We start from the raw sequence: 22,558 nt of genomic DNA on the forward strand, positions 1-22,558 counted from the left end.
AAGTTAATTACCCCTCTGAGCAAAGATTCATCAACGCAATTGCTGTTCAAGTTGTTCGATGACTTCAGGGGCCAGTTGTAACTGCTTCGCAAGTTCTTGCAAATACGCTTTTTCCATAAAGCTTTGTTCGTCTGCGATGATCAGCGAGGCAAGGTAAATTTCACTTGCTTGCTGTGGTGATGTCGCCAACTTGGCAATGTCGGTGGGGTCGAGGGGCTTTTGCAGCTCTTGTTGAACGAGTTGTCGCACCTGTTCATCGGCGTTCATCTCACTGAGTGCTTGCTCAATCTGGGCCATTTCCTGCTGGTCAATATGACCATCTGCTTTGGCCATCGCAATCATCGCTTTGATGATCAGCACTGAGTGGTGATTGTCTTGTGGATTGTAGGCTTCCGTCACGCCAATGTTTGGTTGAGTTCCTTGCCAGTCGTTGTAAACCTTATAAGCCAACGCGCCTAAGGCCGCGGCGCCACCAATTTTGAGCGCATTCTTGCCAAGCTTCTTGGCCATCTTTCCGCTTTTTTTAGAACCCATCAGCATGCCGATGAGGCCGCCACCCAATGCGCCAGCACCGAGTGTTTTGAGTTGGCTAGCGTTGGTGTTGTTTTTGAGGTTTTGGGTCTGTTTGTTCAATGCCTCTGAACCTTGTTTTAAAAGATCGGAGTTGAGGGCTTGATTGAGAAGGCTTTTTAGATCCATGACGACTCTCCTGACTAAACATAAGGTAAGCATAAAGGGAGAAATCTGAACCAAAGATTAATAGAAAAGGGATTGGCCTTGACCAATCCCTTTTAACTGTTGTTATAACACTGAACTCGGTGTTATTTCAGTTGTGCTTTGATGTACTCAACGATATCCGCCATCGCGACAGGTGTCTTTTCACCAGAACGACGGTTCTTATACTCAAAGTGACCTTCGTCCATGCTGCGATCGCCAATCACGATAGTGTGAGGGATACCGATCAGTTCCATATCAGAGAACATGACGCCTGGGCGCTCTTTACGGTCATCGAACAGCACTTCGATACCCATCGCTGTCAGCTCTGCGTATAGTTTCTCTGCAGCTTCTTGAACGCGCTCAGATTTGTGCATGTTCATTGGAACGATAGCCACTTGGAAAGGCGCGAGTGCATCTGGCCAAATGATGCCGTATTTGTCGTTGTTTTGTTCGATAGCCGCAGCAACCACACGAGAAACACCGATACCGTAACAGCCCATCTCTAGGATCACGTTTTTACCGTTTGAATCGAGAACGCCACAGTTCATCGCTTCAGAGTACACATTACCGAGTTGGAAAATGTGACCCACTTCGATACCACGTTTCAGCATCAATGTGCCTTTTCCACATGGGCTTGGATCGCCTTCGACGACGTTACGTAGGTCAGCAACTTGGCCAAGCTCCACATCACGACCCCAGTTAATACCGAAGTAGTGTTTGCCATCGATGTTTGCGCCCGCACCGAAATCGCTCATAACAGCAACCGAGCGGTCAACGATGAATGGTAGTTTAAGGCCAACAGGGCCAAGAGAACCTGCACCTGCGCCAATCAGTTCACGCATTTCTTCTTCTGTTGCCATCTCTAAAGGCGTTGCCACTTCAGCAAGGTTTTCTGCCTTGATTTCGTTGAGTTCGTGATCACCACGGATGATCAGTGCAACGATAGGCGCTTCAATTGCGTCCGACGCTTTAACGAATAGCGTTTTAACGGTTTTCTCGATTGCGATACCGTGCTGTTCAACCAGTTCAGCGATGGTTTTAGCGTTTGGCGTATCCACTAGCGTCATCTCTTGAGTTGGCGCTGCACGCTCAACCGCAGGAGCAACGGCTTCTGCTTTTTCGATGTTGGCTGCGTAATCTGATTCCGTTGAGAAGGCGATCAGGTCTTCACCACTTTCAGCCAGTACGTGGAACTCTTGAGAGCCGTTACCACCGATCGCACCTGAATCTGCAAGAACAGGTCGGTATTCAAGACCCATGCGGTCAAACGCTTTGCAGTAAGCATCGTGCATTGCTTGGTAAGATTTTTCCAGACCAGCTTTGTCGATATCGAAGCTGTACGCATCCATCATGCAAAATTCACGTGAACGCATCACACCAAAACGTGGACGACGCTCATCGCGGAATTTGGTTTGGATTTGGTATAAGTTGATCGGTAGCTGTTTGTACGAGCTCACTTCGTTTCGTACAAGCGCAGTGATTACTTCTTCTGCTGTTGGGCTGAGTACAAACGGACGAACATGGCGGTCAGTAAAGCGAAGAAGTTCCGGGCCCATTTTTTCAGAGCGGCCAGTCTCTTCCCATAGTTCAAACGGCTGCACAACGGGCATCAAGGTTTCAATTGCACCTGCATTGTCGATCTCTTGACGAACGATGTTTTCGACTTTACGCAGTACACGTAGACCGGTAGGCAGCCAGGTGTAAAGACCTGAAGCCAGCTTACGGATCATACCTGCACGTAGCATGAGCTGATGGCTCACTACTTCTGCGTCGTTTGGAGTCTCCTTCAGAGTAGAAAGAAGATATTTACTGGTACGCATTCTATGGTATCCGTTTCATCATGGTTTGAATAACCCCTCAAAAGTGAGGGAACAAAATTAAGCTGACTATGATATCAGCCATTTGTGATTGTCAAAAGCGTTCGATGCGGCTAACCGTCACTATCTTATCTTGGATAATGAATTTGACGTTCAAATCGAACAAATTTACCGCATATTCTTTCTCATCCGGTTTGTTTTTCTTATAGGCAGGGCGAGGATCTTGTGCCAAGACTTGCGCGATGACCTGTTTCTCTAGCGTCCCTTTGGGTCGTGTCGCCAATAGCGCATCCGCTTCACTGGAGAAGATCACGAGTGAGCGCTCGGGTTCTGACTCTGCGTAGCCCCCGACGGCATCGGAAATCGCGTCGGAATAGGGGATGTAAGGTTTGATATCAATGATTGGGGTCCCGTCCACCAAATCCACACTGCCAAGATCGAGATAGACCTGATCGCCTTGTTTAGTTATCCCTTTCATTTCCACCGCTGACATGCCAATGCCGTTGGGGCGAAACGTTGAACGGGTGGCAAATACACCCATGCGCTCATTGCCACCTAGGCGAGGAGGGCGAACGGTGGGTTTCCAACCCGCGGCCAAGTTTTGATCAAACAAAAACAGCAACCAAACGTGGGAAAATTGCGCCAAACCTCTTACTGACTCGGGGGTATTGGCACTGCCCACCAGTTTTACCCGTGCCGTCGCAGCAGGAACCAAGCGAGGTTGTCTGGGTACCGCGAATTTCTCTTTATAGGGGCTCTCAATAAAGCCAATAGGATCAATGGAGTGCATAGTGAGTCAAATAAAAACAACAGATGGACTGAAAAATATCACAGTTTTCTCTTGCATTTCTTGTTGATAATAATTATTAATTAATATGTTATAACATAACAATTGTTGGAGAGGGAAAAATGAAACCAGGAATCCATCCTGAATATCGCAAAGTCGTGTTCCACGACACCAGTGTCGATCACTATTTTGTGGTTGGTTCGACCTTGCAAACTGACCGCACCATCGAATGGGAAGATGGCCAAACCTACCCTTACTTCACCATTGAAGTCTCCTCGGAATCACATCCGTTTTACACCGGTAAGCAAAGAGTGGTGCAAAAAGAGGGGCGCGTGGCGAACTTCAATCGTCGTTTTGCTCAGTTTGGTTCGAAAGAAGGTTAAGAAATGAAAGTACTTAAGTCACTGAAGAGCGCAAAAGCGCGTCATCCAGATTGCCAAATCGTCAGACGACGTGGTCGTTTATACGTTATTTGCAAAAGTAATCCACGTTTTAAAGCAGTACAAAAATAAAACGACGGTGCGCGACATTGGCTGGAATAGCCTTCAGAATTGAATGGTTATTTATATCGTATAGTGTTGGTTTGTTTGCTTATTTATAATTCCAGTTAATATCAATAAACTGGTTTATAAGGCCATGTTTTAAACATTAATTGGTTAATAATATCGCTATCGGAAAAGTTTTGTAACATTTGTAATTTCGTTTTCCCTCTCTTGTCGAGTAACCTGCCCAGGCTTTTGACATTTTTGTCACAAATGCACAGGAAAAACTACAAGGAGGGAACAGATGAGTTCATCTGCTTCGATTAAGCAAACTTCACCTAAGAAACCGCTCTTTACGCGCTTTCTAGACACGGTTGAATATTTGGGGAACTTGTTACCCCACCCAATCACACTTTTCGCCATCTTCTGTTTGGCAATCTTAATTTCTTCTGGCATCGCGGGCTATTTTGAAGTCTCCGTTGTCGACCCTCGCCCTGAGGGGGCCAAGGGCCGCGCTGCTGACGGTATGATTCACGTTGTGAGCTTACTTAACGCAGACGGACTAGAGCTGATCGTGACCAATCTCGTTAAAAACTTTGTCGGCTTTGCTCCTTTAGGCACAGTACTAGTGGCCATGTTGGGTGTTGCGATTGCAGAACACTCAGGTCTACTTTCTGCGGCCATGCGTGGCATGGTGATGGGTGCGTCTAAGCGCATGGTGACCGTCACTGTGGTCTTTGCAGGTATCATTTCGAATACTGCATCTGAGCTTGGTTATGTGGTTCTGATTCCGCTTGCGGCGATGTTGTTCCACTCACTCGGTCGTCACCCTCTTGCGGGCTTGGCTGCTGCGTTTGCGGGTGTGTCTGGTGGTTACTCGGCAAACTTGTTGATCGGTACGGTGGATCCACTGCTTTCAGGGATTACTGAAACGGCAGCAAAAATGATCGACCCTACATACACGGTTGGTCCTGAAGTGAACTGGTACTTCATGTTCGCGTCGACGTTTGTTATTTCATTCTTGGGTGCTTTTGTCACCGAGAAAGTCGTTGAGCCTAAACTGGGCAAATACAACGTTGAGGAAGCCGCAGAAGATCTCTCAAACGATAAGATGGGCAGTCTCACTGACGTTGAGAAAAAAGGTCTGAAACTGGCGGGTGTTGCGGTATTAGTGGTATCGGCATTACTTGCTTGGACGATTGTTCCAGCTGACGGTGTGTTGCGCTCTGACGCAGGTACGGTAGCGGGTTCACCATTCCTTAAGAGTATTGTGGCGTTTATCTTTGTCTTCTTCGCTATCCCTGGCTTTGTTTACGGCAAAGTCGTTGGCACGATGAAGAATGACCGCGATGTGATTGATGCGATGTCAAAATCCATGTCTTCAATGGGTATGTACATTGTGTTGGTGTTCTTTGCTGCTCAGTTTGTTGCTTTCTTTAAGTGGACTAACTTCGGTCAAGTTTTCGCGGTGGCGGGTGCCGATTTCCTACAGACCATTGGTCTTACTGGCCCGATGCTGTTCTTTGCCTTCATCCTTATGTGTGGTTTCATCAACTTGATGATTGGTTCTGCCTCTGCTCAGTGGGCGGTCACCGCACCGATCTTTGTTCCAATGTTGATGCTGGTGGGTTATGCACCTGAAACGATTCAAGCGGCATACCGTATCGGTGACTCCGTGACGAACATCATCACGCCGATGATGAGCTACTTCGGTCTGATCCTCGCGGTTGCCACTCGCTACATGAAGAACATGGGTATCGGTACACTGATCTCTGTGATGCTGCCGTACTCTATCGTCTTTATGGTGGGTTGGAGCTTGTTGTTCTACGTATGGGTATTTGTGTTTGGTTTGCCAGTCGGCCCAGGCGCGGCAACGTACTACACGCCATAAGCCTTAACTCGACATCTCGACTCGAAACAAAAGCCTGCGAATATCGCAGGCTTTTTGTATTGGATGAACCAAGGCTAGAGCTGAGCTTGATAACGAATTATCGCTTAGCCAAAATGCGATCCAAATGATTGGCAAATTCGCGGCGTTCGGTTTGCGAGAGAGCCGCAGGGCCGCCAGTCTGGATTCCACTTGAGCGCATGGTTTCCATAAAGTCACGAATGTTAAGGCGCGCTTTGATGGTGTCTTTAGTATACAACTCACCACGTGAACTTAAGGCGAGTGCGCCTTTGGTGATCACCTCATCGGCGAGCGGAATATCAGAAGTAATCACCAAATCGTTTGGTTCCACACGTTTGACGATCTCGTTATCCGCAATGTCGAAGCCGGCAGGCACTTGCAAACTGTGGATGTTGGGCCTTCTTGGTACTGGTACAACGTGATTAGCGACAAAGGTGCATTCGACACCGGTTCGCTCTGCTGCGCGGACAATGGTTTCTCGAATCACTTTTGGACAGGCGTCGGCATCAACCCATATCTTCATTGGTTTTTCTCTTTTAGTTGTGCTTCTAATGCATCGATACGGGCTGCCAGCTTCAGGACGGTCGCTTCGAGTTGGGCAATGCGTTCCGCATCTTGATGGGTTTGACTTGCTACTTCGATCTTCGGTACTCGCTGGGCGCTCTTCCAGCTTTTGATAGCGGCTATGATCGCAGGCATGGGGATCGATGTTTTTAATCGTGCTTTCACGAGCGCGACAGACGGCTCTTTTCCTTGTTGCTGAAGCTGTTCAAGCACCGCTTCCAGCTCTTTGGTGACATCTTGAGTTAACATTTTTTCTTCCTGATAACGATATGTTTATCATGATACGTGGCACTAAGGTTTTTGGCGAATAGCAATTTCGGTAATCGCGTGTGAGAGATCTCTTACACAGCTTGTGCGAGAAAGCTAATTTATCGTAAGAGGAATGGTTATCAAAAGAACCTAACCTAATGATTAATAAGGAATGTTAATGCGATGTAATGGTTTGCATAAGCGTTTTTCTTTGCCGGTGGATTGCTCCGTTCAAGAAAAAGAGTAAATTAAACCTTGTCGGAAGGATGCTGACACGGAACAGGAAACGCCAAGGATTTGGTTATCGTCAGGAAGACGATTTGGTTGCTCAGGATGAGGAATCAAGCAAGGAGCGAAGGACATTGTAGGAAGCAATCACTAATAGGATGTTGGTGACGAAGGAACGACAATGGACACCTCGAGGATGGAGGTCAGGACAGTATCAGGACGATACCAGGGACACCGCTCAAGGAACAAGTGATGTGCGCTAACGGGGATAGTTAGCTGTTAGGAAGATTAGGACACCGCTAGGACGGCGAAGTAAGGAATAGCTGAAGGATTCAGCCACTATTATGGATGATGCAGGGAGCATTATTAGTAGCCGGACTGCTGCGAGTAAGACTATAGCCCCGATACGAAAGTGTCGGGGCTTTTCTTATCGTCATCTCTTCACACTCTCTACCGTCAGATCGATATAAGTATTTTATAAACAACGTTAAAAAACAATCTGGATCAATAACTCTTTGTTCAAGTTGGTTTAATTTTTCGGCTTCTCAATTGGGCGTAACGGATTTGCAACGCGCTAAATCGGTACCGCCATATCAAGGATAGAATGTGACCATAGTAACTCGAAGGACATTACTCCTTCCTTACAATGAATCATTAAAGCTCGAATTCGTGATGCTAAATTGCTGCGCGAAGAATCGTGCGCAGCTCAATGGTCCATACACGGTTGCCAATGCCAAGCTTCTGTTTGATAAAGTATTGAATGATAAAACGATCCATGCCAGAGCTGTATTGGATAACTACAATCGCGAATACATGGGGCATGTCTATATCGCGCATTTAGATAGTCAACCTGAACTGGAGTTCATGTTTGATAAATCGTACTGGGGGAAAGGGATCGCCAGCGAAACATTGAAGGCGTTTGTGCCCAAAGCGATGCATGAATTGCAGTTGGAGAGCTTAACGGCACACATCAAACCTCAGAACATCGCTGCAATCAAAGTACTCACCAAGCTGGGCTTTTATGATGTTTCCCAGCTTAGTCAGTGCAATGCGCTCGTGACAATGCGTTTTACATCCGATGAGGTGGCAGGAAAAAGTTCAGCGGCCTGAATCCTGTCATCATCAGTTGCCCTTGATAGCAGTCGTCACCGAGCGCTGAAAACTCAAATAAATAAACAGTATGCCAACGCCAGCTTCCCTCTGGCGTTTTTAATTTGTGCCCGCCAAACGCAACACTAATGAGTTGTAACTCCAGTTGGTCGCATTTGCGTGCTATCGCAGCCTTGGCCAGTTCCGATTGGCGACGTTGTTGCCAAAAGAGAAAACAGAAGAAACACAATCCTAAGATGGCAAACAAATCACCGACCATGGTTTATCCTTTTGTAGCCTGTTGTAGATTTAAAAGTGCATTGGCCAGCTCTGGTGATGGGCTGGAGTGCAGCAGAGGCAATAGCACCATTCTGAGCTGTGGAAGCATCACTAAGTCGGCAAACAGCTGGTTGAACAGGTTTTGATTACCCGTTTGTGCCAAACGAACCAAAAAGAGCTGTGCGACCTCCGTTTCAGCCAACCAATGCCAAGCGCGACCGGCAATACCAATCAACACTTCCTGATGGCTCAATCTAGGACTGGCGAGCAGTGTGTTCAGCAGGGGTTTCACTTGTGCTTGCTCTGCGCCTGACAGCGCACGAATCAGCGCAGAGAGCAAAAACAGATCAGGGTGTGGCTTGGCGATTTCACCTTCAGTGAGCTCGATTAAGCGGGCTGTTAGCTTTTCAGGCAAGGTGACATGCTCTAACGCACCAAGCAGAGCATACAATGGGGTTGAAGGAAGGTGCGCCAGTGCCTTGCGTATTAGCACGCCATTTTGCTCTTGATCCAATCGAGCACAGATGTCGGTAATGCCCTGCAAGCCAACGGTTTGCCAGTTTTCCCAACCCAATTTCCCTTGGAAATAGATTTGGGCGTGTTCGTAATATTGGCTGGTCGGTAACTGCAATTGCGCGCGCACCAAGCTATGAAACACCGCCATTTTGTCTTCAGAAGGCTTAAACGTATAAGGATTATTCGCCAACTTCTGTTGCTGTTCTTCACTCATTTCTTGCGATAAACGCGTTCCCATCGCTTCTACGACAAATTTAATGAAGTTGCCGATGTCGGCTTGCTTCAATAGACCACGCTCGTCGAGTTCAAATTTCAAAAACCAAATCCATGGTTGCTTTTGCTCATTCCAATACACAATCGCCAAATTGGCTTTCCGTTGCAGAGGGTAAGGATAAGGCGCTGAGCCTTTTTCTATCTCGGCAAATTGCGTTTGGCTGATTGGATTGATACGGCGGCCCAAATCATAAATGGCGTATTGGCAGTCGCTGGCGGTAAGGAGTTGACTGAGAGTGTGTATGGTATCCATGAAGCATGTTGTCCTAACTTTATTTCTTCAATAAATGGTATCATTCGCGGCTAATTCAAGGTTCGGAATGTAAAGATTAATGACAAACACCTCAACTTTGACGGGATTATTGCGACAACTTGAGCTGGAGCTGAAACGTTTAGGCTGGTGGGATGAAATACCCCCAGAGCCTGCATTGTTGCAAAGCGAAATGCCTTTTGCGGTCGACACGTTAGCGCCGCAACAATGGTTGCAGTGGATCTTCATCGCTCGCATACAGCAGATGATGGTGCAAGGAGCGTCACTGCCGAAGGGGTTTCTGCTCACCCCTTATTTTGAAGAAGCTTGGAAAGAACAGCGTGATACACAAACGTTGTTGAGTATTTTGCGTACGATTGATGAGGTAAGCCAGTAATGCTGGAGATTGTGTATCAGGATGACTATTTTGTGGCCGTGAATAAACCGGCGGGCATGCTTGTGCATCGCAGTTGGTTGGATAAACATGAAACGCAGTTTGTAATGCAGACATTGCGTGATCAAATTGGTCAGCATGTTTTTCCGCTTCATCGCTTGGATCGTCCAACCTCCGGGGTGTTGGTTTTTGCACTGTCCTCTGAAGTCGCATCTCAGGTTATGCCCATGTTTGCCGGACAGGAGATGAGCAAAACCTACCATGCGATTGTGCGCGGCTGGATAGAGGAAGAAGGGGAGCTAGACTACGCGTTGAAGGTTGAACTGGATAAGATTGCGGACAAGTTTGCTTCGCAAGAGAAGGAAGCACAAGACGCGATTACGCTCTACAAACCACTGGCCAAAGTGGAAGTGCCTTATTCAACGGGCAAGTTCCCAACGACCCGCTATGGGTTAATGGAGCTCAAGCCGAAAACCGGTCGTAAGCATCAACTTCGTCGCCATATGGCGCATCTTCGTCATCCGATCGTGGGGGATACCACTCATGGTGATGGCAAACACAACAAGCTGTTCCGTGAAGAGTTTGAAGCGCCGAGATTGCTGCTGCACGCCTCTGAACTCAGATTTGTCCATCCGTATACACAGCAAGAAGTGGTGATTCGAGCAGAGGTTGATAAAGTTTGGCAACAGTTGTTTGAACGTTTTGAGTGGCCAAGCACCTTGCTTACCGCCAGTCACTGATTCACTCATACTAGGGTGAGCACAGTAAAAAGGGTTGATGTCATATCAACCCTTTGCCATTTATGCAGTTTTAAACCAATGAGGCGAGCTTCGCTTATTTGAGTTTTTCGAGATCCGCTTCAATTTCGGCAATTTTGCTCGCCACCACTTTCTCAAGATGCTTCAGATCGGTGAGGATCTTTTGTTTGATATCCACATCTTCTTGTTTGGGTGGCTTGGTGATTTTATTTAGCTCATCAATGACTAAAGTGAGGTTGCGATTAATTTCCGTGACTTCTTTATATTGATGACTACCGCTATCAACTAAGACATTTTTGACTTGTCGTGGATACTTGAATTTCACGCTTTTGGCAAAAAACTCGCCTTTTTGCTTGTGGAAATAGATTTTTAATACGTCTTTGTGCGCTTCCTGACGTAGTGAATAGCGTTCAATCTGGCTAGGATCATGAATACCCAGTCCAGTGAGGTGTGGATACATAAGCGACCTCTATTTAGGTATGACTGTTAAGATTCAATGTAGCAGTCAAATCATGTGGTAGATAGCTGATAATCCGACCAATTGACTAAGTTGTGCACGAGATCGCGCTCGGTATCCTTGGTGAAAAAATCCCTCAGCAGAGCATGCTGAGGGATTTATCAAAAGCAGAATTTTATGATGACGTTAAGGGGCGAGTTCGGCGATATTGTGAATCAGTTTTTCACGTAACTGAAGTTCTTGCTCTTCACTGAGTCGTCCGCCATTCTCACTAGTAAGAATAAATAAGTCTTCCGCTCGCTCACCTATGGTGGTGATTTTTGCCCCATGTAAGTTAAATCCCATATCAGCGAAGGTCGCGCCTGTAATCGCAAGTAGCCCCGGTGTATCGAGCGCCACCAGTTCCATCAAGGTGCGTTTTTTACTCTTCGTGGGTAGGAAATCCACTTTGGTTTTCACTTTGAAATGTTGCAACTTATAAGGCGTACGACGGGTTTTAACTTTGGTGGGACGACCATCAGTTAGCACGTGCATCAGATGTTTGATGACCGCTTTGTGATTGTCGACGTCGATCGCTTGGCCGTGTTGGTCAAGTACCATAAAGGTATCGAGTACGTAACCGTCTTTGCTGCTCATGATCTGTGCGTCGTGCACGTTAAAATTACGACGGTCTAGCTCTGCCACCACGGTGGCAAATAGTGCATGTTGGTCTTTGGTGTAGACAAAAACCTCGGTACCGCCACGAGTGGCCTTTTTACTCATCAGCACTAAAGGCTGCTCAGGGTTGTCCATACGCAGAATATGTTCGCAATGCCAGGCTATCTGTTTGTGAGTGTGACGGAGGAAATAATCCGCTTTGAAACGTTGCCACAATACTTCGATTTCACGCGCGGTAAAGCCTTCTTTGCGCAGCAAAGCCGATGCGAGTTGCTGGTTGTGACGAATGCGCTCACGCACGTCGACTGGATTTTCCAATCCACGTCGTAAGGCTCTTTGGGTGGAGTAAAACAGCTCCGCAAGCAAGGTCCGTTTCCAACTGTTCCAAAGCTCTGGGTTGGTTGCACAAATATCCGCAACGGTCAGGCAGACCAAGTATTCCAAACGTTCTTCATCGCGTACTTGTTTGGCGAACTCAGTGATCACCTCGGGGTCATAGATGTCTCGGCGCTGGGCCGTGACCGACATCAGCAGATGGTGTCGCACCAGCCAAGATACCAGCTTGGCTTCCGGCTTGGAAAGGCCGTGTTCGATACAGAAATCGTATGCTTCCTTTTCACCAATTTCTGAGTGATCGCCACCGCGCCCTTTGCCAATGTCATGGAAAATGGCGGCGAGGAGCAACAACTCTTTCTTTTGCAATCTAGGATAAACTTCGCAGCAGATGGGGTGTTTGTCGTGATTTTTCGCATAACTAAAGGTGTTAATGTGATTAAGCAGTCGCACACTGTGTTCATCCACGGTATAGACGTGGAAAAGGTCAAACTGCATCTGGCCGACAATTTGGCTCCATTGGGGAAGGTAGGCGGCTAAGACCCCAAGCTTATGCATTAAGCTAAAGGCTCGATGAAGCGCATTCGGGTGGCGAACCAGCTCCATAAATTTTTCACGCGCTTCCGGAATGGTGTGAAGAAATTTGTTCAAACGGCGGCGAGCGGTGCGCAATTGGCGTAACGTTGGCGGGCTAACACTGTCAATGGTGGAATCGTTGGCAATGTGCAAAAACATATCAAGAATCGTTTCTGGACGTGCTTGAAACAAAGCAGGTTTGCGCGCCTCGATTAAACGCCCTCGGCGTTGAAAATCTTCATTGATGATGATCGCTGGCTCGGTTTCTCCACCGTTAATGATGGCTTGGTCAAACAGCTTGAGCAGCATCTTATTGAGCTCCGCTACACGGCGCAGTGTGCGGTAGAACTCCTTCATCATCATTTCAATGCCGCGGTTCCCTTCACCTTTAAAGCCCAAATGTTCAGCGACTTGTATTTGATGGGCGAAGGTCAATCGATTGTCATAACGTTTTAGCTCGATGTGTAGCGCAAAACGCACTCGCCATAGAAAATCTTGGCATTCCACCAGTTCGCGATACTCGGCATCGGTCAGAAAACCATAGCGGCTCATCTCAAGCAGCGAAGTGGCACCAAAATGACGACGCGCTACCCAACTTAAGGTATGAATGTCGCGCAATCCACCCGGTGTCGATTTTATGTCGGGCTCCAAATTGTAAGTGGTATCGTGATAACGCGCATGGCGCTCACGCTGTTCTTGAATCTTGGCACGGTAGAAGGTCTCACTGGGCCAGAAGGAGTCAGAGAGCACCACTTTTTTCAAATCTTGGAAGGTGTTTTCACTGCCGCACAACAATCGAGCTTCCTGCAGGTTAGTGGCGACGGTCAAATCTTCACGGCCTATTGCTGCGCACTCCTCGACCGTGCGGACAGCATGACCCACTTCTAAGCGCAAATCCCAAAGCAAAGTGATGAACTCGCTCAGCTTGGTCTCTAACTCACCGGGTAATTTGTGTTTAGAGAGCACCAGTATATCGATGTCGGATAGCGGGTGAAGCTCACCTCGACCATATCCTCCCACCGCGACTAAGGAAATATTATGAATTTCGCTAAACCCGTAGTAGCGCCAAAGACGGGTCAATAGCAGATCCATATATTCCGCGCGTGAGAGCACTAAGTCTGTCACCGGATGATGGTTAAGAAACGCTTGTTTCTGCGCATTGGCAAAAAGATCGAGCTGTGATTTGAGTTGGGCAACCGTCAGTTGTTCGTCATTGAAGGTGAGGGGAGATTGAAAAGCCATAGTTTGCTATCCGTGCAATCGTTATCTGCTAAAGAATGTAACAGAGTTGCGACTGATAAAAAATATCCCCGCATAGGCGGGGATAGAAAAACGAAATGATCCGATGGGATTAGATATTCTTCATAAGGCGAGGAATGGATTCTTCACTGCGCAGAGTGAGCACTTCACAACCCTCTTTAGTGACGAGAATCGTGTGTTCCCACTGTGCTGAATTTTTACCGTCACCAGTGTAAACCGTCCAATCATCTTCAGCATCGACAGTACAACCGAATTTACCTGCATTGATCATCGGCTCGATAGTAAAACACATGCCTTCTTTTAACACGCGACGATCGCTATTGCGGTAATGAACGACTTGAGGTTCTTCGTGGAACTCATCACCAATGCCGTGACCACAGAAATCTTTCACAATAGAGAACTTATTGCGTGGGTTGTTTTTATTATTGTCTTTGATGTATTTCTCGATCGCGGTACCAATATCACCCACGGTAGCACCCGGTTTAACTTGACGCATACCGATGTACAGGGCTTCTTGTGCCACCATGCAAAGGCGTTTGTTGGCTGGAGAAACGTCGCCAACTAGGAACATTTTTGATGTATCACCGTGGAAACCTTGAGGACGAACAGACAAATCGGCTTTTTCATCGTCAGGCACAATGACGGTGATATCAACGTTAACGATATCGCCATTTTTCAAAATTGCAGGTTTCATTTGGCCGTTGCTACCGATTTCATCTTTTGATGCTGGAATGCCGTGGCAAACAATATGGTTGATTGACGTGCAAATCGATTTAGGAAAACCGTGGTAATCCAATGGAGCAGAGTAAGCACCTTTTTCTAGAGCGTAATCGTGACAAATCTGATTCAGTTCATCTGTTGTCACCCCTTCCTTGATGTATGGCTCAATCATTTCCAGGATTTCTGCGGCCAGTTTACCGGCAATTCTCATGCGCTCAATTTGCTGAGTAGTTTTAATCTTAATTGACATTGGCTTTCTCTACTTAATTCGGGGGCACATCAGAGTGTGCTGATGCGGCATTCTAACAGGAAGAAATGAGAATGTGTATTTGTCTGAAAAACGAGAGTATACCCAGGGCCATTTTTTATGGGTTGTGTTCGTTTGGCTTCGTTGCTAAATGCATTTTTTTTTGCCTTCAATGGGCAAAATATGGTATAAAGCGCGCCGGAAATGAGGACTGTTCTCTTCGTTAAGAGAAACTTAATGGCGAAGCAGGCTTCTTCCAAAAACACTTTTTCTTTAAATCACACACATTCCGACACATGTTCCGGGGTGCCCAGCGATTAGGCTAGGGTCGGATACATGGGGGATGTGGAGGCCTAACCCCATAGAGGATTTTAAAATGGCAACTGTATCAATGCGCGATATGCTGAAAGCGGGTGTACACTTCGGTCACCAAACTCGTTACTGGAACCCAAAAATGAAGCCATTCATTTTTGGCGCTCGTAACCGCGTTCACATCATCAACCTAGAAAAAACTGTACCAATGTTCAACGAAGCTCTAGCTGAGCTAGTTAAAGTTGGCGAGAAGAAAGGTAAAGTTCTTTTCGTAGGTACTAAGCGCGCTGCATCTGAAGCTGTTAAAGAAGCTGCAATCGCAAGCAACCAGTACTACGTAAACAACCGTTGGTTGGGTGGTATGCTGACTAACTACAAAACTGTTCGTCAGTCAATCAAACGTCTAAAAGAGCTTGAAGTTCAGTCTACAGACGGTACTTTCGACAAGCTTACTAAGAAAGAAGCTCTAATGCGCACTCGCGAAATGGAGAAGCTAGAGAAGTCTCTTGGTGGTATCAAAGATATGGGTGGTCTTCCAGACGCTCTATTTGTAATCGATGCTGATCACGAGCACATTGCTATCAAAGAAGCGAACAACCTGGGCATTCCAGTATTCGCAGTAGTTGATACAAACTCTAACCCAGACGGCGTTGATTACATCATCCCAGGTAACGATGACGCTATCCGTGCTGTTCAACTATACCTGAACGCAGCGGCTTCTTCTCTAACTGAAGGCCGTAACAAAGACGTTGCAGCTGTAGCTGAGAAAGACGGTTTCGTAGAAGCTGAATAATCGCGGCTCTGTGTCACACTTAGTCCATGTGCAACCTGTTTGTCGCATAAACTAAGTTATAGTTAGCATCAGGGGCCGAAATACTGGCCCCTGATTTTTACCGTATCCAGAATTAACTGAGGAATAGAGAATGGCTGTTACTGCTGCTCTAGTAAAAGAACTGCGCGAACGTACTGGCGCAGGTATGATGGAATGTAAGAAGGCGCTTGTTGAAACTAACGGCGACGTTGAACTAGCAATTGAAAACATGCGTAAGTCTGGCGCAGCGAAAGCAGCTAAGAAAGCTGGTAACGTTGCAGCTGAAGGCGCAATCTTCATCAAAGAAGAAAACGGTGTTGCAGTTCTTCTTGAAGTAAACTGTCAGACTGACTTCGTTGCTAAAGACGGTAACTTTACTGCATTCGCTGGCAAAGTTGCAGCTGAAGCATTGGCATCTAAAGCGTCTATCGAAGAGCTACAAGCTAAATTCGAAGAAGAGCGTGTTGCTCTAGTTGCTAAGATCGGTGAAAACATCAACATCCGTCGCGTTCAATTCGTTGAAGGTACTGCGCTAGCTTCTTACCGTCACGGTGAGAAAATCGGTGTTGTTGTTGCTGGTGAAGGTGATGCTGAAACTCTAAAACACATCGCAATGCACGTTGCGGCTTCTCGCCCAGAATACGTGAACCCAGAAGACGTACCAGCTGACGTTGTAGCGAAAGAGCGTGAAGTTCAAGTAGAAATCGCTATGAACGAAGGTAAGCCAAAAGAAATCGCAGAGAAAATGGTTGAAGGCCGCATGAAGAAATTCACTGGCGAAGTTTCTCTGACTGGTCAACCATTCGTAATGGAACCTAAGAAATCTGTTGCTGAAATCCTTAAAGAGCGTGGCGCTTCTGTTGTTACTTTCGTTCGCCTAGAAGTTGGTGAAGGTATCGAGAAAGCTGAAGGCCTAAGCTTCGCAGAAGAAGTTGCACTGGCTCAAAAAGGTTAATCCTTAGAGATTGTGCAAAGATTAGACCGTAGCCAAGGCTGCGGTCTTTTTACGAATAAGCGGTAAATTTTAGCCGTGATGAATTGGGATTGAACACTGACTTTTGTATTAGCCAGTGACGAGATGAGAATGAGAAAGCCATTCCTCACCAGGTTCTTCCCTAATCTCAATTCATGACTGTTAACCAACAACTCTTTTTTGTAAGGTGTACTCCATGACGACTAACCCTAAACCAGCGTATCAACGTATTCTGTTAAAACTGAGTGGCGAAGCTCTGCAAGGCTCAGAAGGTTTTGGTATTGACCCTACTGTACTTGATCGTATGGCTCAGGAAGTAAAAGAATTAGTAGAACTTGGTGTACAAGTTGGTGTGGTTATCGGTGGCGGTAACTTGTTCCGTGGTGCTGGTCTAGCGCAAGCTGGTATGAACCGTGTTGTGGGTGACCACATGGGTATGCTAGCAACGGTAATGAATGGCCTAGCGATGCGCGATGCGCTACACCGTGCTTACGTAAATGCACGCGTGATGTCTGCAATTCCACTTAACGGTGTTTGTGATGACTACAACTGGGCAGACGCCATCCGCGAACTTCGCCAAGGTCGCGTGGTTATTTTTGCCGCAGGTACTGGCAACCCATTCTTCACTACGGATTCTGCTGCTTGCCTACGTGGTATTGAGATTGAAGCGGATGTAGTTCTAAAAGCGACTAAAGTGGATGGCGTATTTACTGCTGACCCGGTAGCCAACCCAGACGCAGAGCTGTATGATAAGCTTTCTTACACCGATGTTCTTGAAAAAGAACTGAAAGTGATGGATTTGGCAGCATTTACATTGGCACGTGACCACAAAATGCCAATCCGCGTATTTAATATGAACAAGCCGGGTGCTTTGCGCCGCGTGGTGATGGGTGAAGCTGAAGGTACGCTAATTACCGCCTAAGCTGTTAATATGCCATTGCAGATAATGCAATGGCGTAAACGAACCCCGAACAAGCTTTCTAGTAGAAAGACGACATTTTTAAGGTGAAACCGTGATTAACGATATTAAAAAAGACGCGCAAGAGCGCATGGAAAAAAGTGTTGAAGCGCTTAAAAACAGCCTGTCTAAAGTTCGTACTGGTCGTGCGCACCCAAGTCTGCTGTCTGGTATCTCTGTAGATTACTACGGTGCAGCAACGCCGTTAACTCAAGTAGCGAACGTAATTGCGGAAGATGCGCGTACACTGGCTATCACTGTTTTTGATAAAGAGCTAACTCAGAAAGTTGAAAAAGCGATCATGATGTCTGACCTTGGTCTAAACCCAATGTCTGCAGGCACTGTTATTCGCGTTCCACTTCCACCGCTAACAGAAGAACGTCGTAAAGACCTAGTTAAAATCGTTCGTGGTGAAGCTGAAGGTGGCCGTGTCGCAGTTCGTAACATCCGTCGTGACGCAAACAGCGATCTTAAAGCGCTACTGAAAGAAAAAGAAATTTCAGAAGATGAAGATCGTAAAGCGCAAGACGAAATTCAAAAACTCACTGATGCTGCAGTGAAGAAGATCGACGACGTTCTTGCGGCAAAAGAAAAAGAGTTGATGGAAGTTTAATATTTCCATTCACATCACTGTTGGAAAACGCTGTGTTCGCAGCACAGCGTTTTTTTGTGTTACTCTATCCAACTGATGGAACTCAGTTAACTCTTTATGCAAAATTCTCAACTCTTCACCGAATCTCTTCCTAAGCATATTGCCATTATTATGGACGGCAATGGTCGCTGGGCTAAATCTAAGGGTCAACCTCGTGTCTTCGGACATAAAAAAGGGGTTAGCGCCGTTCGTAAAACCATCGCAGCTGCATCGAAACTGAATATCCAAGCCATTACGTTGTTTGCTTTTAGTAGTGAAAACTGGCGTCGTCCTGAAGAGGAAGTCGGATTGTTGATGGAACTTTTCATCACCGTACTGTCTAGCGAAGTGAAGAAGTTACATAAGAACAACCTGCGTTTACGCATCATCGGTGATACCTCACGTTTTAGCGAACGTTTGCAAAAAAAGATTGTAGAAGCACAAGAGCTAACAGCAAGTAACACAGGTATGGTGATTAATGTTGCTGCTAACTACGGTGGCAAATGGGATATCACTCAGGCCGTACAAAAAGTGGCGCAACAAGTGGCACTTGGTGATCTGTCGGCTGAGGACATTACGGAAGACGACATTGCTAAGCATCTGACCATGTCAGATCTGCCAGAAGTGGACCTGCTCATTCGCACGAGTGGAGAATGCCGCATTAGTAATTTTATGTTGTGGCAAATGGCCTATGCTGAAATGTACTTTACGCCCGTATTTTGGCCCGATTTTGGTGAAGAAAGCCTGATTGAGGCGATCACATGGTTTGTAAATCGCGAGCGCCGTTTTGGTTGTACTGGCGAGCAAATCAAGGCCCTGATGAGTGCTCAATAAGGATCAATGAGTTTGAAACAAAGAATAATTACTGCACTAATTCTTGCACCTTTGGTAATCCTGGGGATTTTTGAATTATCTCTACCACTTTTTATCGCAGCGCTTACAGCCGTGACTTTTTTGGGCTTTTGGGAGTGGACTCAATTTGTTGAGGCAAAGTCTCGTATCAAAGCCATGCTGCCAGCGGTTGTTGTGACGATCGGCAGTTTTTTCTGGATTGAAGCCGATTCTGCCAGTCTGAACCAAATTGGCTTGCCGCACTATCTCATGCTAGCAGCAGGCAGTATCTGGTGGCTCTATGCCAGTGCTTTGGCCATCACTTATCCTAAATCCACACAGAGTTGGCAAGGTCACAAACCTCTACGTCACCTTTTTGGCTTGCTTACCCTTATCCCTTTTATGTGGAGCGTGATTTTATTACGCGCCGTTGATATTGAAAGCGCCCCTTATTTTGGTGCAAAACTGGTGATGTTTGTGTGTCTCTTAGTTTGGGCAGCAGACAGCGGTGCCTATTTCGCTGGTAAAACTTTGGGTAAGCGTAAAATGGCACCTAAAGTGAGTCCAAATAAAACCATCGAAGGCCTTATTGGCGGCGTTATTACTGCTATTATTGTTGGTTGGTTCTTCTCTGGTTGGTTTGACATTCCATTCTCTAGCCCACTACACATGGTTTTGATTACGCTTGCCACCGTGGTTATTTCGGTGCTTGGGGACCTTGTCGAAAGTATGTTTAAGCGAGAGTCGGGCATCAAAGACAGCAGTAATATCATTCCAGGTCATGGCGGTATCCTTGACCGAATCGATAGCCTTACTGCCGCATTTCCGATTTTTGCTCTTCTTTATTTCTTGTTCTGATATTTATAAGGGGAGATGATGCCGTTTCCCCTTTTGTTTCTTTATTCGGTCAACAGTTATGCAAAAGCTAACGATTCTAGGTGCAACAGGCTCAATTGGTGCAAGCACTCTAAAAGTCATTGAACAAAACCCAGATAAGTTTTCTGTGGTTGCCTTGGCTGCAGATTCAAATGTGGAGAAAATGCAGCAACTTTGCCAACGATGGCAGCCGGAATTCGCGGTTATGGCCAATAAAGAAGCTGCGCTGCGTCTGAAAATGGCGCTTGCCGTCTTGGCTCCCAACACACAAGTTCTTGGTGGACAAGAAGCACTTTGCTATGTCGCTACGCTTGAGCAGGTAGACAGCGTGATGGCCGCGATTGTTGGAGCGGCAGGTCTAGTCCCTACCATGGCGGCAGTCAAAGCAGGCAAACGTATTTTGCTGGCGAATAAAGAAGCCTTAGTCATGTCTGGGCAACTGTTTATTGATGAAGTCGAAAAATCAGGCGCTCAGTTGTTGCCTGTGGACAGTGAACATAACGCCATTTTTCAATGTTTACCTCAAGCCGTTCAGGGCAACCTTGGCCGCTGTGACTTAGCGTCTCAAGGGGTGAGTCATATTCTATTGACCGGTTCTGGTGGGCCGTTTCGTTACACTGATGTGGCCGAATTAGAAGCAGTGACACCAGAGCAGGCGATTGCTCATCCTAACTGGTCTATGGGGCCAAAAATTTCGGTTGATTCTGCGACGATGATGAATAAAGGCTTAGAGTATATCGAAGCCAAATGGTTATTTAATGCCAGCAGAGATCAACTTAAAGTGATCATTCATCCCCAGTCAGTGATCCATTCGATGGTGCAATATCTCGATGGCTCCGTGTTGGCTCAGATGGGTGAGCCAGATATGGCGACGCCGATTGCGTTAACCCTGTCTTACCCTGAACGCGTTAAAGCGGGTGTGAAACCGTTGGATTTCACGCAAGTTGGCGAACTCACTTTCCTACAACCTGATTTCGAACGTTACCCGTGTTTGGCACTAGCGATTGAGGCGTGTTACTTAGGTCAGCATGCGACAACGACGCTTAATGCTGCCAATGAAGTGGCGGTGGCGGCATTTCTTGCTCGCCAAATTAAATTTACAGATATCGCACGGGTGAATGACTCAGTTTTAAACCAAGTATGTAAACAGTCGTTAGCATCCGGCCTAGATAGCTTGGAAAGCTTATTAGAGCTCGATAGAATGGCAAGAACATTAGCCGATGAAGTTGTTAGAGAGCGTGCACAATGACAGATATCTTGTGGAACCTAGTCTCCTTTATCGTTGCGCTGGGCATCTTGGTGGCCGTGCACGAGTTTGGCCACTTTTGGGTCGCGCGCCGCTGTGGCGTGAAAGTTGAGAAGTTTTCAATTGGCTTCGGTAAATCCATTTGGAGTAAGGTCGGCCAAGACGGCACCGAGTACAGTATTTCCGTGATTCCTTTAGGGGGCTACGTCAAAATGCTGGATGGACGTGTTGATGAACTCAATGACGATGACCGTCAATATGCTTTTGATAGCAAACCGTTATGGAAGCGCACTTCCATCGTCGCCGCAGGGCCGATATTTAACTTCTTGTTTGCGATTTTTGCCTACTGGTTAGTCTTTCTCATCGGTATACCAGCCGTCAAACCTGTGATTGGCCCTGTGACCCCGCATTCTATTGTCGCTGAAGCGGGAATTGAAACCGGAATGGAACTAAAAGCCATTTCAGGTATCAAAACTCCCGATTGGGAATCAGTCAACATGCAGTTGATTTCTCATATTGGTGATGCCCAGATGGCGGTTACGGTAGCGCCTTCCGAGGAAATAGGCTCCGAACGCACGGTGATGTTGGATATTTCCAATTGGAAGTTTGACCCTGAAAAAGAGTCAGCGATGTTGTCACTCGGTTTTCGTCCTTTTTCGCCTGAGATCTTCACGCGTTTAGCTAATGTCTCTCAGGGTGGCGCAGGAGAAAAAGCGGGCTTAGTGAACGGTGACCGATTGGTGGCCATCGATCAACAACCAATTGAACAGTGGGATGATGTTGTAGAGTGGATTCGTTCGAATCCTTCTAAATCATTGTCTGTTGAAGTTGAGCGTGCTGGGCAGAGGCAAGTGCTCACATTAACACCAGACAGCCGTTCGTTGTCTGATGGTAGTGTGATCGGTTTTGCAGGTATTGCTCCAGAAGTCGCAGAATGGCCGGAAAGTTATCGCTTCGATCTCCAATTTGGTGTATTCGAATCTGTAGCCAAAGCCGTTGAGAAAACTGGGCAAGTTATCGATCTGACCATTAGCATGCTGAAGAAGCTGATAACTGGTGATGTGGGTTTAAATAACCTAAGTGGACCGATCTCTATTGCCAAAGGAGCAGGCGCCACAGCAGACTATGGTTTAGTCTACTTTCTTGGCTTTCTTGCCCTTATCAGTATCAACTTAGGGATAATTAACTTAGTGCCACTTCCAATGTTAGATGGTGGACATCTGTTGTTTTTTGCCATTGAGGCAGTCATCCGACGCCCAGTGCCTGAGAAAATTCAGGAAATGGGATACCGCATCGGCGGTGCAGTGATTTTTTCACTGATGGCGTTGGCATTATTTAATGATTTTACTCGTCTGTGA

At 46.7% G+C, this 22,558-nt stretch carries 24 protein-coding genes; 14 read left to right on the forward strand and 10 right to left on the reverse strand.

The genetic code is table 11. The features are described 5' to 3' along the window. Positions 1 to 30 precede the first annotated feature (30 nt). The 3 genes from PQQ36_RS07870 to tsaA form a co-directional block, all read right to left on the reverse strand. Positions 31 to 699: a tellurite resistance TerB family protein gene (locus PQQ36_RS07870; RefSeq protein WP_192928172.1), complete on the reverse strand. Its 669-nt coding sequence runs from the start codon at positions 697 to 699 to the stop codon at positions 31 to 33. A 122-nt stretch (positions 700 to 821) separates the two neighbouring features. Continuing rightward, complete coding sequence (locus tag PQQ36_RS07875; protein ID WP_273660659.1) at positions 822 to 2,537, reverse strand: proline--tRNA ligase; 1,716 nt, start codon at positions 2,535 to 2,537, stop codon at positions 822 to 824. A gap of 91 nt (positions 2,538 to 2,628) precedes the next feature. Further along, positions 2,629 to 3,324 carry a tRNA (N6-threonylcarbamoyladenosine(37)-N6)-methyltransferase TrmO gene (gene tsaA / locus PQQ36_RS07880; protein ID WP_273660661.1) on the reverse strand — a complete coding sequence of 232 codons (696 nt, stop codon included), beginning with the start codon at positions 3,322 to 3,324 and terminating at the stop codon, positions 2,629 to 2,631. 119 nt (positions 3,325 to 3,443) lie between these two features. Between tsaA and PQQ36_RS07885 the strand changes: the two genes are divergently transcribed. The 3 genes from PQQ36_RS07885 to PQQ36_RS07895 all read left to right on the forward strand — a co-directional run bounded on the left by PQQ36_RS07885 (position 3,444) and on the right by PQQ36_RS07895 (position 5,694). After that, positions 3,444 to 3,704 carry a type B 50S ribosomal protein L31 gene (locus PQQ36_RS07885; protein WP_011150972.1) on the forward strand — a complete coding sequence of 87 codons (261 nt, stop codon included), beginning with the start codon at positions 3,444 to 3,446 and terminating at the stop codon, positions 3,702 to 3,704. Positions 3,705 to 3,707: 3 nt separating this feature from the next. Then, a complete protein-coding gene (ykgO, locus tag PQQ36_RS07890; protein WP_011150971.1) occupies positions 3,708 to 3,833 on the forward strand; it encodes a type B 50S ribosomal protein L36 in 126 nt (41 codons plus the stop codon). Positions 3,834 to 4,107: 274 nt separating this feature from the next. Further along, on the forward strand, positions 4,108 to 5,694 hold the full coding sequence (locus PQQ36_RS07895; protein ID WP_013571249.1) for an AbgT family transporter: 1,587 nt from the start codon (positions 4,108 to 4,110) through the stop codon (positions 5,692 to 5,694). A 97-nt stretch (positions 5,695 to 5,791) separates the two neighbouring features. Here PQQ36_RS07895 and PQQ36_RS07900 read toward each other — a convergent pair whose 3' ends face one another. Continuing rightward, a complete protein-coding gene (locus tag PQQ36_RS07900; RefSeq protein WP_045596770.1) occupies positions 5,792 to 6,235 on the reverse strand; it encodes a YaiI/YqxD family protein in 444 nt (147 codons plus the stop codon). After that, the gene (locus PQQ36_RS07905; protein WP_045596769.1) at positions 6,232 to 6,525 is read right to left on the reverse strand and encodes a hypothetical protein; all 294 of its coding nucleotides are present in this window, start codon (positions 6,523 to 6,525) and stop codon (positions 6,232 to 6,234) included. The genes PQQ36_RS07900 and PQQ36_RS07905 overlap by 4 nt, the downstream gene beginning before the upstream one ends. A gap of 834 nt (positions 6,526 to 7,359) precedes the next feature. On the opposite strand from PQQ36_RS07905, the gene PQQ36_RS07910 reads away from it, so the two are divergent. Then, positions 7,360 to 7,863 (forward strand): GNAT family N-acetyltransferase, encoded by a 504-nt coding sequence (locus PQQ36_RS07910; RefSeq protein ID WP_011079755.1) that lies wholly within the window; start codon positions 7,360 to 7,362, stop codon positions 7,861 to 7,863. Here the strand turns inward: PQQ36_RS07910 and PQQ36_RS07915 are convergent. After that, a complete protein-coding gene (locus PQQ36_RS07915) occupies positions 7,823 to 8,122 on the reverse strand; it encodes a DUF3301 domain-containing protein (RefSeq protein WP_017420206.1) in 300 nt (99 codons plus the stop codon). The genes PQQ36_RS07910 and PQQ36_RS07915 overlap by 41 nt on opposite strands. 3 nt (positions 8,123 to 8,125) lie before the next feature. Beyond that, positions 8,126 to 9,163 carry a DUF3549 family protein gene (locus PQQ36_RS07920; protein ID WP_011079756.1) on the reverse strand — a complete coding sequence of 346 codons (1,038 nt, stop codon included), beginning with the start codon at positions 9,161 to 9,163 and terminating at the stop codon, positions 8,126 to 8,128. Positions 9,164 to 9,242: 79 nt separating this feature from the next. On the opposite strand from PQQ36_RS07920, the gene PQQ36_RS07925 reads away from it, so the two are divergent. Further along, on the forward strand, positions 9,243 to 9,557 hold the full coding sequence (locus tag PQQ36_RS07925; protein ID WP_103277366.1) for a YqcC family protein: 315 nt from the start codon (positions 9,243 to 9,245) through the stop codon (positions 9,555 to 9,557). After that, positions 9,557 to 10,294, forward strand: a complete 738-nt coding sequence (gene truC, locus PQQ36_RS07930) for a tRNA pseudouridine(65) synthase TruC (protein ID WP_273660672.1) — start codon at positions 9,557 to 9,559, stop codon at positions 10,292 to 10,294. Before PQQ36_RS07925 ends, truC begins: the two co-directional genes overlap by 1 nt. A gap of 94 nt (positions 10,295 to 10,388) precedes the next feature. Here the strand turns inward: truC and PQQ36_RS07935 are convergent, their stop codons facing one another. The 3 genes from PQQ36_RS07935 to map all read right to left on the reverse strand — a co-directional run bounded on the left by PQQ36_RS07935 (position 10,389) and on the right by map (position 14,565). Then, positions 10,389 to 10,772 (reverse strand): DUF3461 family protein, encoded by a 384-nt coding sequence (locus PQQ36_RS07935; protein ID WP_011079759.1) that lies wholly within the window; start codon positions 10,770 to 10,772, stop codon positions 10,389 to 10,391. Between the two features lie 183 nt (positions 10,773 to 10,955). After that, positions 10,956 to 13,577, reverse strand: coding sequence for a bifunctional uridylyltransferase/uridylyl-removing protein GlnD (gene glnD, locus PQQ36_RS07940; RefSeq protein WP_017790033.1), 2,622 nt, complete (start codon positions 13,575 to 13,577; stop codon positions 10,956 to 10,958). 109 nt (positions 13,578 to 13,686) lie between these two features. Further along, positions 13,687 to 14,565 (reverse strand): type I methionyl aminopeptidase, encoded by an 879-nt coding sequence (gene map, locus PQQ36_RS07945; RefSeq protein ID WP_011079761.1) that lies wholly within the window; start codon positions 14,563 to 14,565, stop codon positions 13,687 to 13,689. Between the two features lie 373 nt (positions 14,566 to 14,938). On the opposite strand from map, the gene rpsB reads away from it, so the two are divergent. The 8 genes from rpsB to rseP all read left to right on the forward strand — a co-directional run bounded on the left by rpsB (position 14,939) and on the right by rseP (position 22,558). Continuing rightward, complete coding sequence (rpsB, locus tag PQQ36_RS07950) at positions 14,939 to 15,667, forward strand: 30S ribosomal protein S2 (RefSeq protein ID WP_011079762.1); 729 nt, start codon at positions 14,939 to 14,941, stop codon at positions 15,665 to 15,667. A 130-nt stretch (positions 15,668 to 15,797) separates the two neighbouring features. Beyond that, on the forward strand, positions 15,798 to 16,640 hold the full coding sequence (gene tsf, locus PQQ36_RS07955; RefSeq protein WP_011079763.1) for a translation elongation factor Ts: 843 nt from the start codon (positions 15,798 to 15,800) through the stop codon (positions 16,638 to 16,640). 214 nt (positions 16,641 to 16,854) lie between these two features. Then, entirely contained in the window at positions 16,855 to 17,580 is a 726-nt protein-coding gene (gene pyrH / locus PQQ36_RS07960; protein WP_011079764.1) for a UMP kinase, read from the forward strand. 91 nt (positions 17,581 to 17,671) lie between these two features. Beyond that, entirely contained in the window at positions 17,672 to 18,229 is a 558-nt protein-coding gene (gene frr / locus PQQ36_RS07965) for a ribosome recycling factor (RefSeq protein ID WP_011150962.1), read from the forward strand. Between the two features lie 96 nt (positions 18,230 to 18,325). Next, entirely contained in the window at positions 18,326 to 19,081 is a 756-nt protein-coding gene (locus PQQ36_RS07970) for an isoprenyl transferase (protein ID WP_011079766.1), read from the forward strand. 12 nt (positions 19,082 to 19,093) lie between these two features. Beyond that, positions 19,094 to 19,936: a phosphatidate cytidylyltransferase gene (locus PQQ36_RS07975; RefSeq protein WP_039555283.1), complete on the forward strand. Its 843-nt coding sequence runs from the start codon at positions 19,094 to 19,096 to the stop codon at positions 19,934 to 19,936. Positions 19,937 to 19,994: 58 nt separating this feature from the next. Further along, complete coding sequence (gene ispC, locus PQQ36_RS07980) at positions 19,995 to 21,203, forward strand: 1-deoxy-D-xylulose-5-phosphate reductoisomerase (RefSeq protein WP_045618730.1); 1,209 nt, start codon at positions 19,995 to 19,997, stop codon at positions 21,201 to 21,203. After that, positions 21,200 to 22,558, forward strand: a complete 1,359-nt coding sequence (gene rseP, locus PQQ36_RS07985; RefSeq protein ID WP_011079769.1) for a sigma E protease regulator RseP — start codon at positions 21,200 to 21,202, stop codon at positions 22,556 to 22,558. The genes ispC and rseP overlap by 4 nt, the downstream gene beginning before the upstream one ends.

It is taken from the genome of Vibrio sp. CCUG 15886 (genome assembly GCF_028570825.1).
Taxonomy (GTDB): Bacteria; Pseudomonadota; Gammaproteobacteria; order Enterobacterales; family Vibrionaceae; genus Vibrio; species Vibrio vulnificus_B.

Excerpts from the sequence above, each read along its gene's own strand:
- PQQ36_RS07870 (WP_192928172.1), bottom strand. The coding sequence starts at position 699 with ATGGATCTAAAAAGCCTTCTCAATCAAGCCCTCAACTCCGATCTTTTA.
- PQQ36_RS07875 (WP_273660659.1), bottom strand. The coding sequence starts at position 2,537 with ATGCGTACCAGTAAATATCTTCTTTCTACTCTGAAGGAGACTCCAAAC.
- tsaA (WP_273660661.1), bottom strand. The coding sequence starts at position 3,324 with ATGCACTCCATTGATCCTATTGGCTTTATTGAGAGCCCCTATAAAGAG.
- PQQ36_RS07885 (WP_011150972.1), top strand. The coding sequence starts at position 3,444 with ATGAAACCAGGAATCCATCCTGAATATCGCAAAGTCGTGTTCCACGAC.
- ykgO (WP_011150971.1), top strand. The coding sequence starts at position 3,708 with ATGAAAGTACTTAAGTCACTGAAGAGCGCAAAAGCGCGTCATCCAGAT.
- PQQ36_RS07895 (WP_013571249.1), top strand. The coding sequence starts at position 4,108 with ATGAGTTCATCTGCTTCGATTAAGCAAACTTCACCTAAGAAACCGCTC.
- PQQ36_RS07900 (WP_045596770.1), bottom strand. The coding sequence starts at position 6,235 with ATGAAGATATGGGTTGATGCCGACGCCTGTCCAAAAGTGATTCGAGAA.
- PQQ36_RS07905 (WP_045596769.1), bottom strand. The coding sequence starts at position 6,525 with ATGTTAACTCAAGATGTCACCAAAGAGCTGGAAGCGGTGCTTGAACAG.
- PQQ36_RS07915 (WP_017420206.1), bottom strand. The coding sequence starts at position 8,122 with ATGGTCGGTGATTTGTTTGCCATCTTAGGATTGTGTTTCTTCTGTTTT.
- PQQ36_RS07920 (WP_011079756.1), bottom strand. The coding sequence starts at position 9,163 with ATGGATACCATACACACTCTCAGTCAACTCCTTACCGCCAGCGACTGC.
- PQQ36_RS07925 (WP_103277366.1), top strand. The coding sequence starts at position 9,243 with ATGACAAACACCTCAACTTTGACGGGATTATTGCGACAACTTGAGCTG.
- truC (WP_273660672.1), top strand. The coding sequence starts at position 9,557 with ATGCTGGAGATTGTGTATCAGGATGACTATTTTGTGGCCGTGAATAAA.
- PQQ36_RS07935 (WP_011079759.1), bottom strand. The coding sequence starts at position 10,772 with ATGTATCCACACCTCACTGGACTGGGTATTCATGATCCTAGCCAGATT.
- glnD (WP_017790033.1), bottom strand. The coding sequence starts at position 13,577 with ATGGCTTTTCAATCTCCCCTCACCTTCAATGACGAACAACTGACGGTT.
- map (WP_011079761.1), bottom strand. The coding sequence starts at position 14,565 with ATGTCAATTAAGATTAAAACTACTCAGCAAATTGAGCGCATGAGAATT.
- rpsB (WP_011079762.1), top strand. The coding sequence starts at position 14,939 with ATGGCAACTGTATCAATGCGCGATATGCTGAAAGCGGGTGTACACTTC.
- tsf (WP_011079763.1), top strand. The coding sequence starts at position 15,798 with ATGGCTGTTACTGCTGCTCTAGTAAAAGAACTGCGCGAACGTACTGGC.
- pyrH (WP_011079764.1), top strand. The coding sequence starts at position 16,855 with ATGACGACTAACCCTAAACCAGCGTATCAACGTATTCTGTTAAAACTG.
- PQQ36_RS07970 (WP_011079766.1), top strand. The coding sequence starts at position 18,326 with ATGCAAAATTCTCAACTCTTCACCGAATCTCTTCCTAAGCATATTGCC.
- ispC (WP_045618730.1), top strand. The coding sequence starts at position 19,995 with ATGCAAAAGCTAACGATTCTAGGTGCAACAGGCTCAATTGGTGCAAGC.
- rseP (WP_011079769.1), top strand. The coding sequence starts at position 21,200 with ATGACAGATATCTTGTGGAACCTAGTCTCCTTTATCGTTGCGCTGGGC.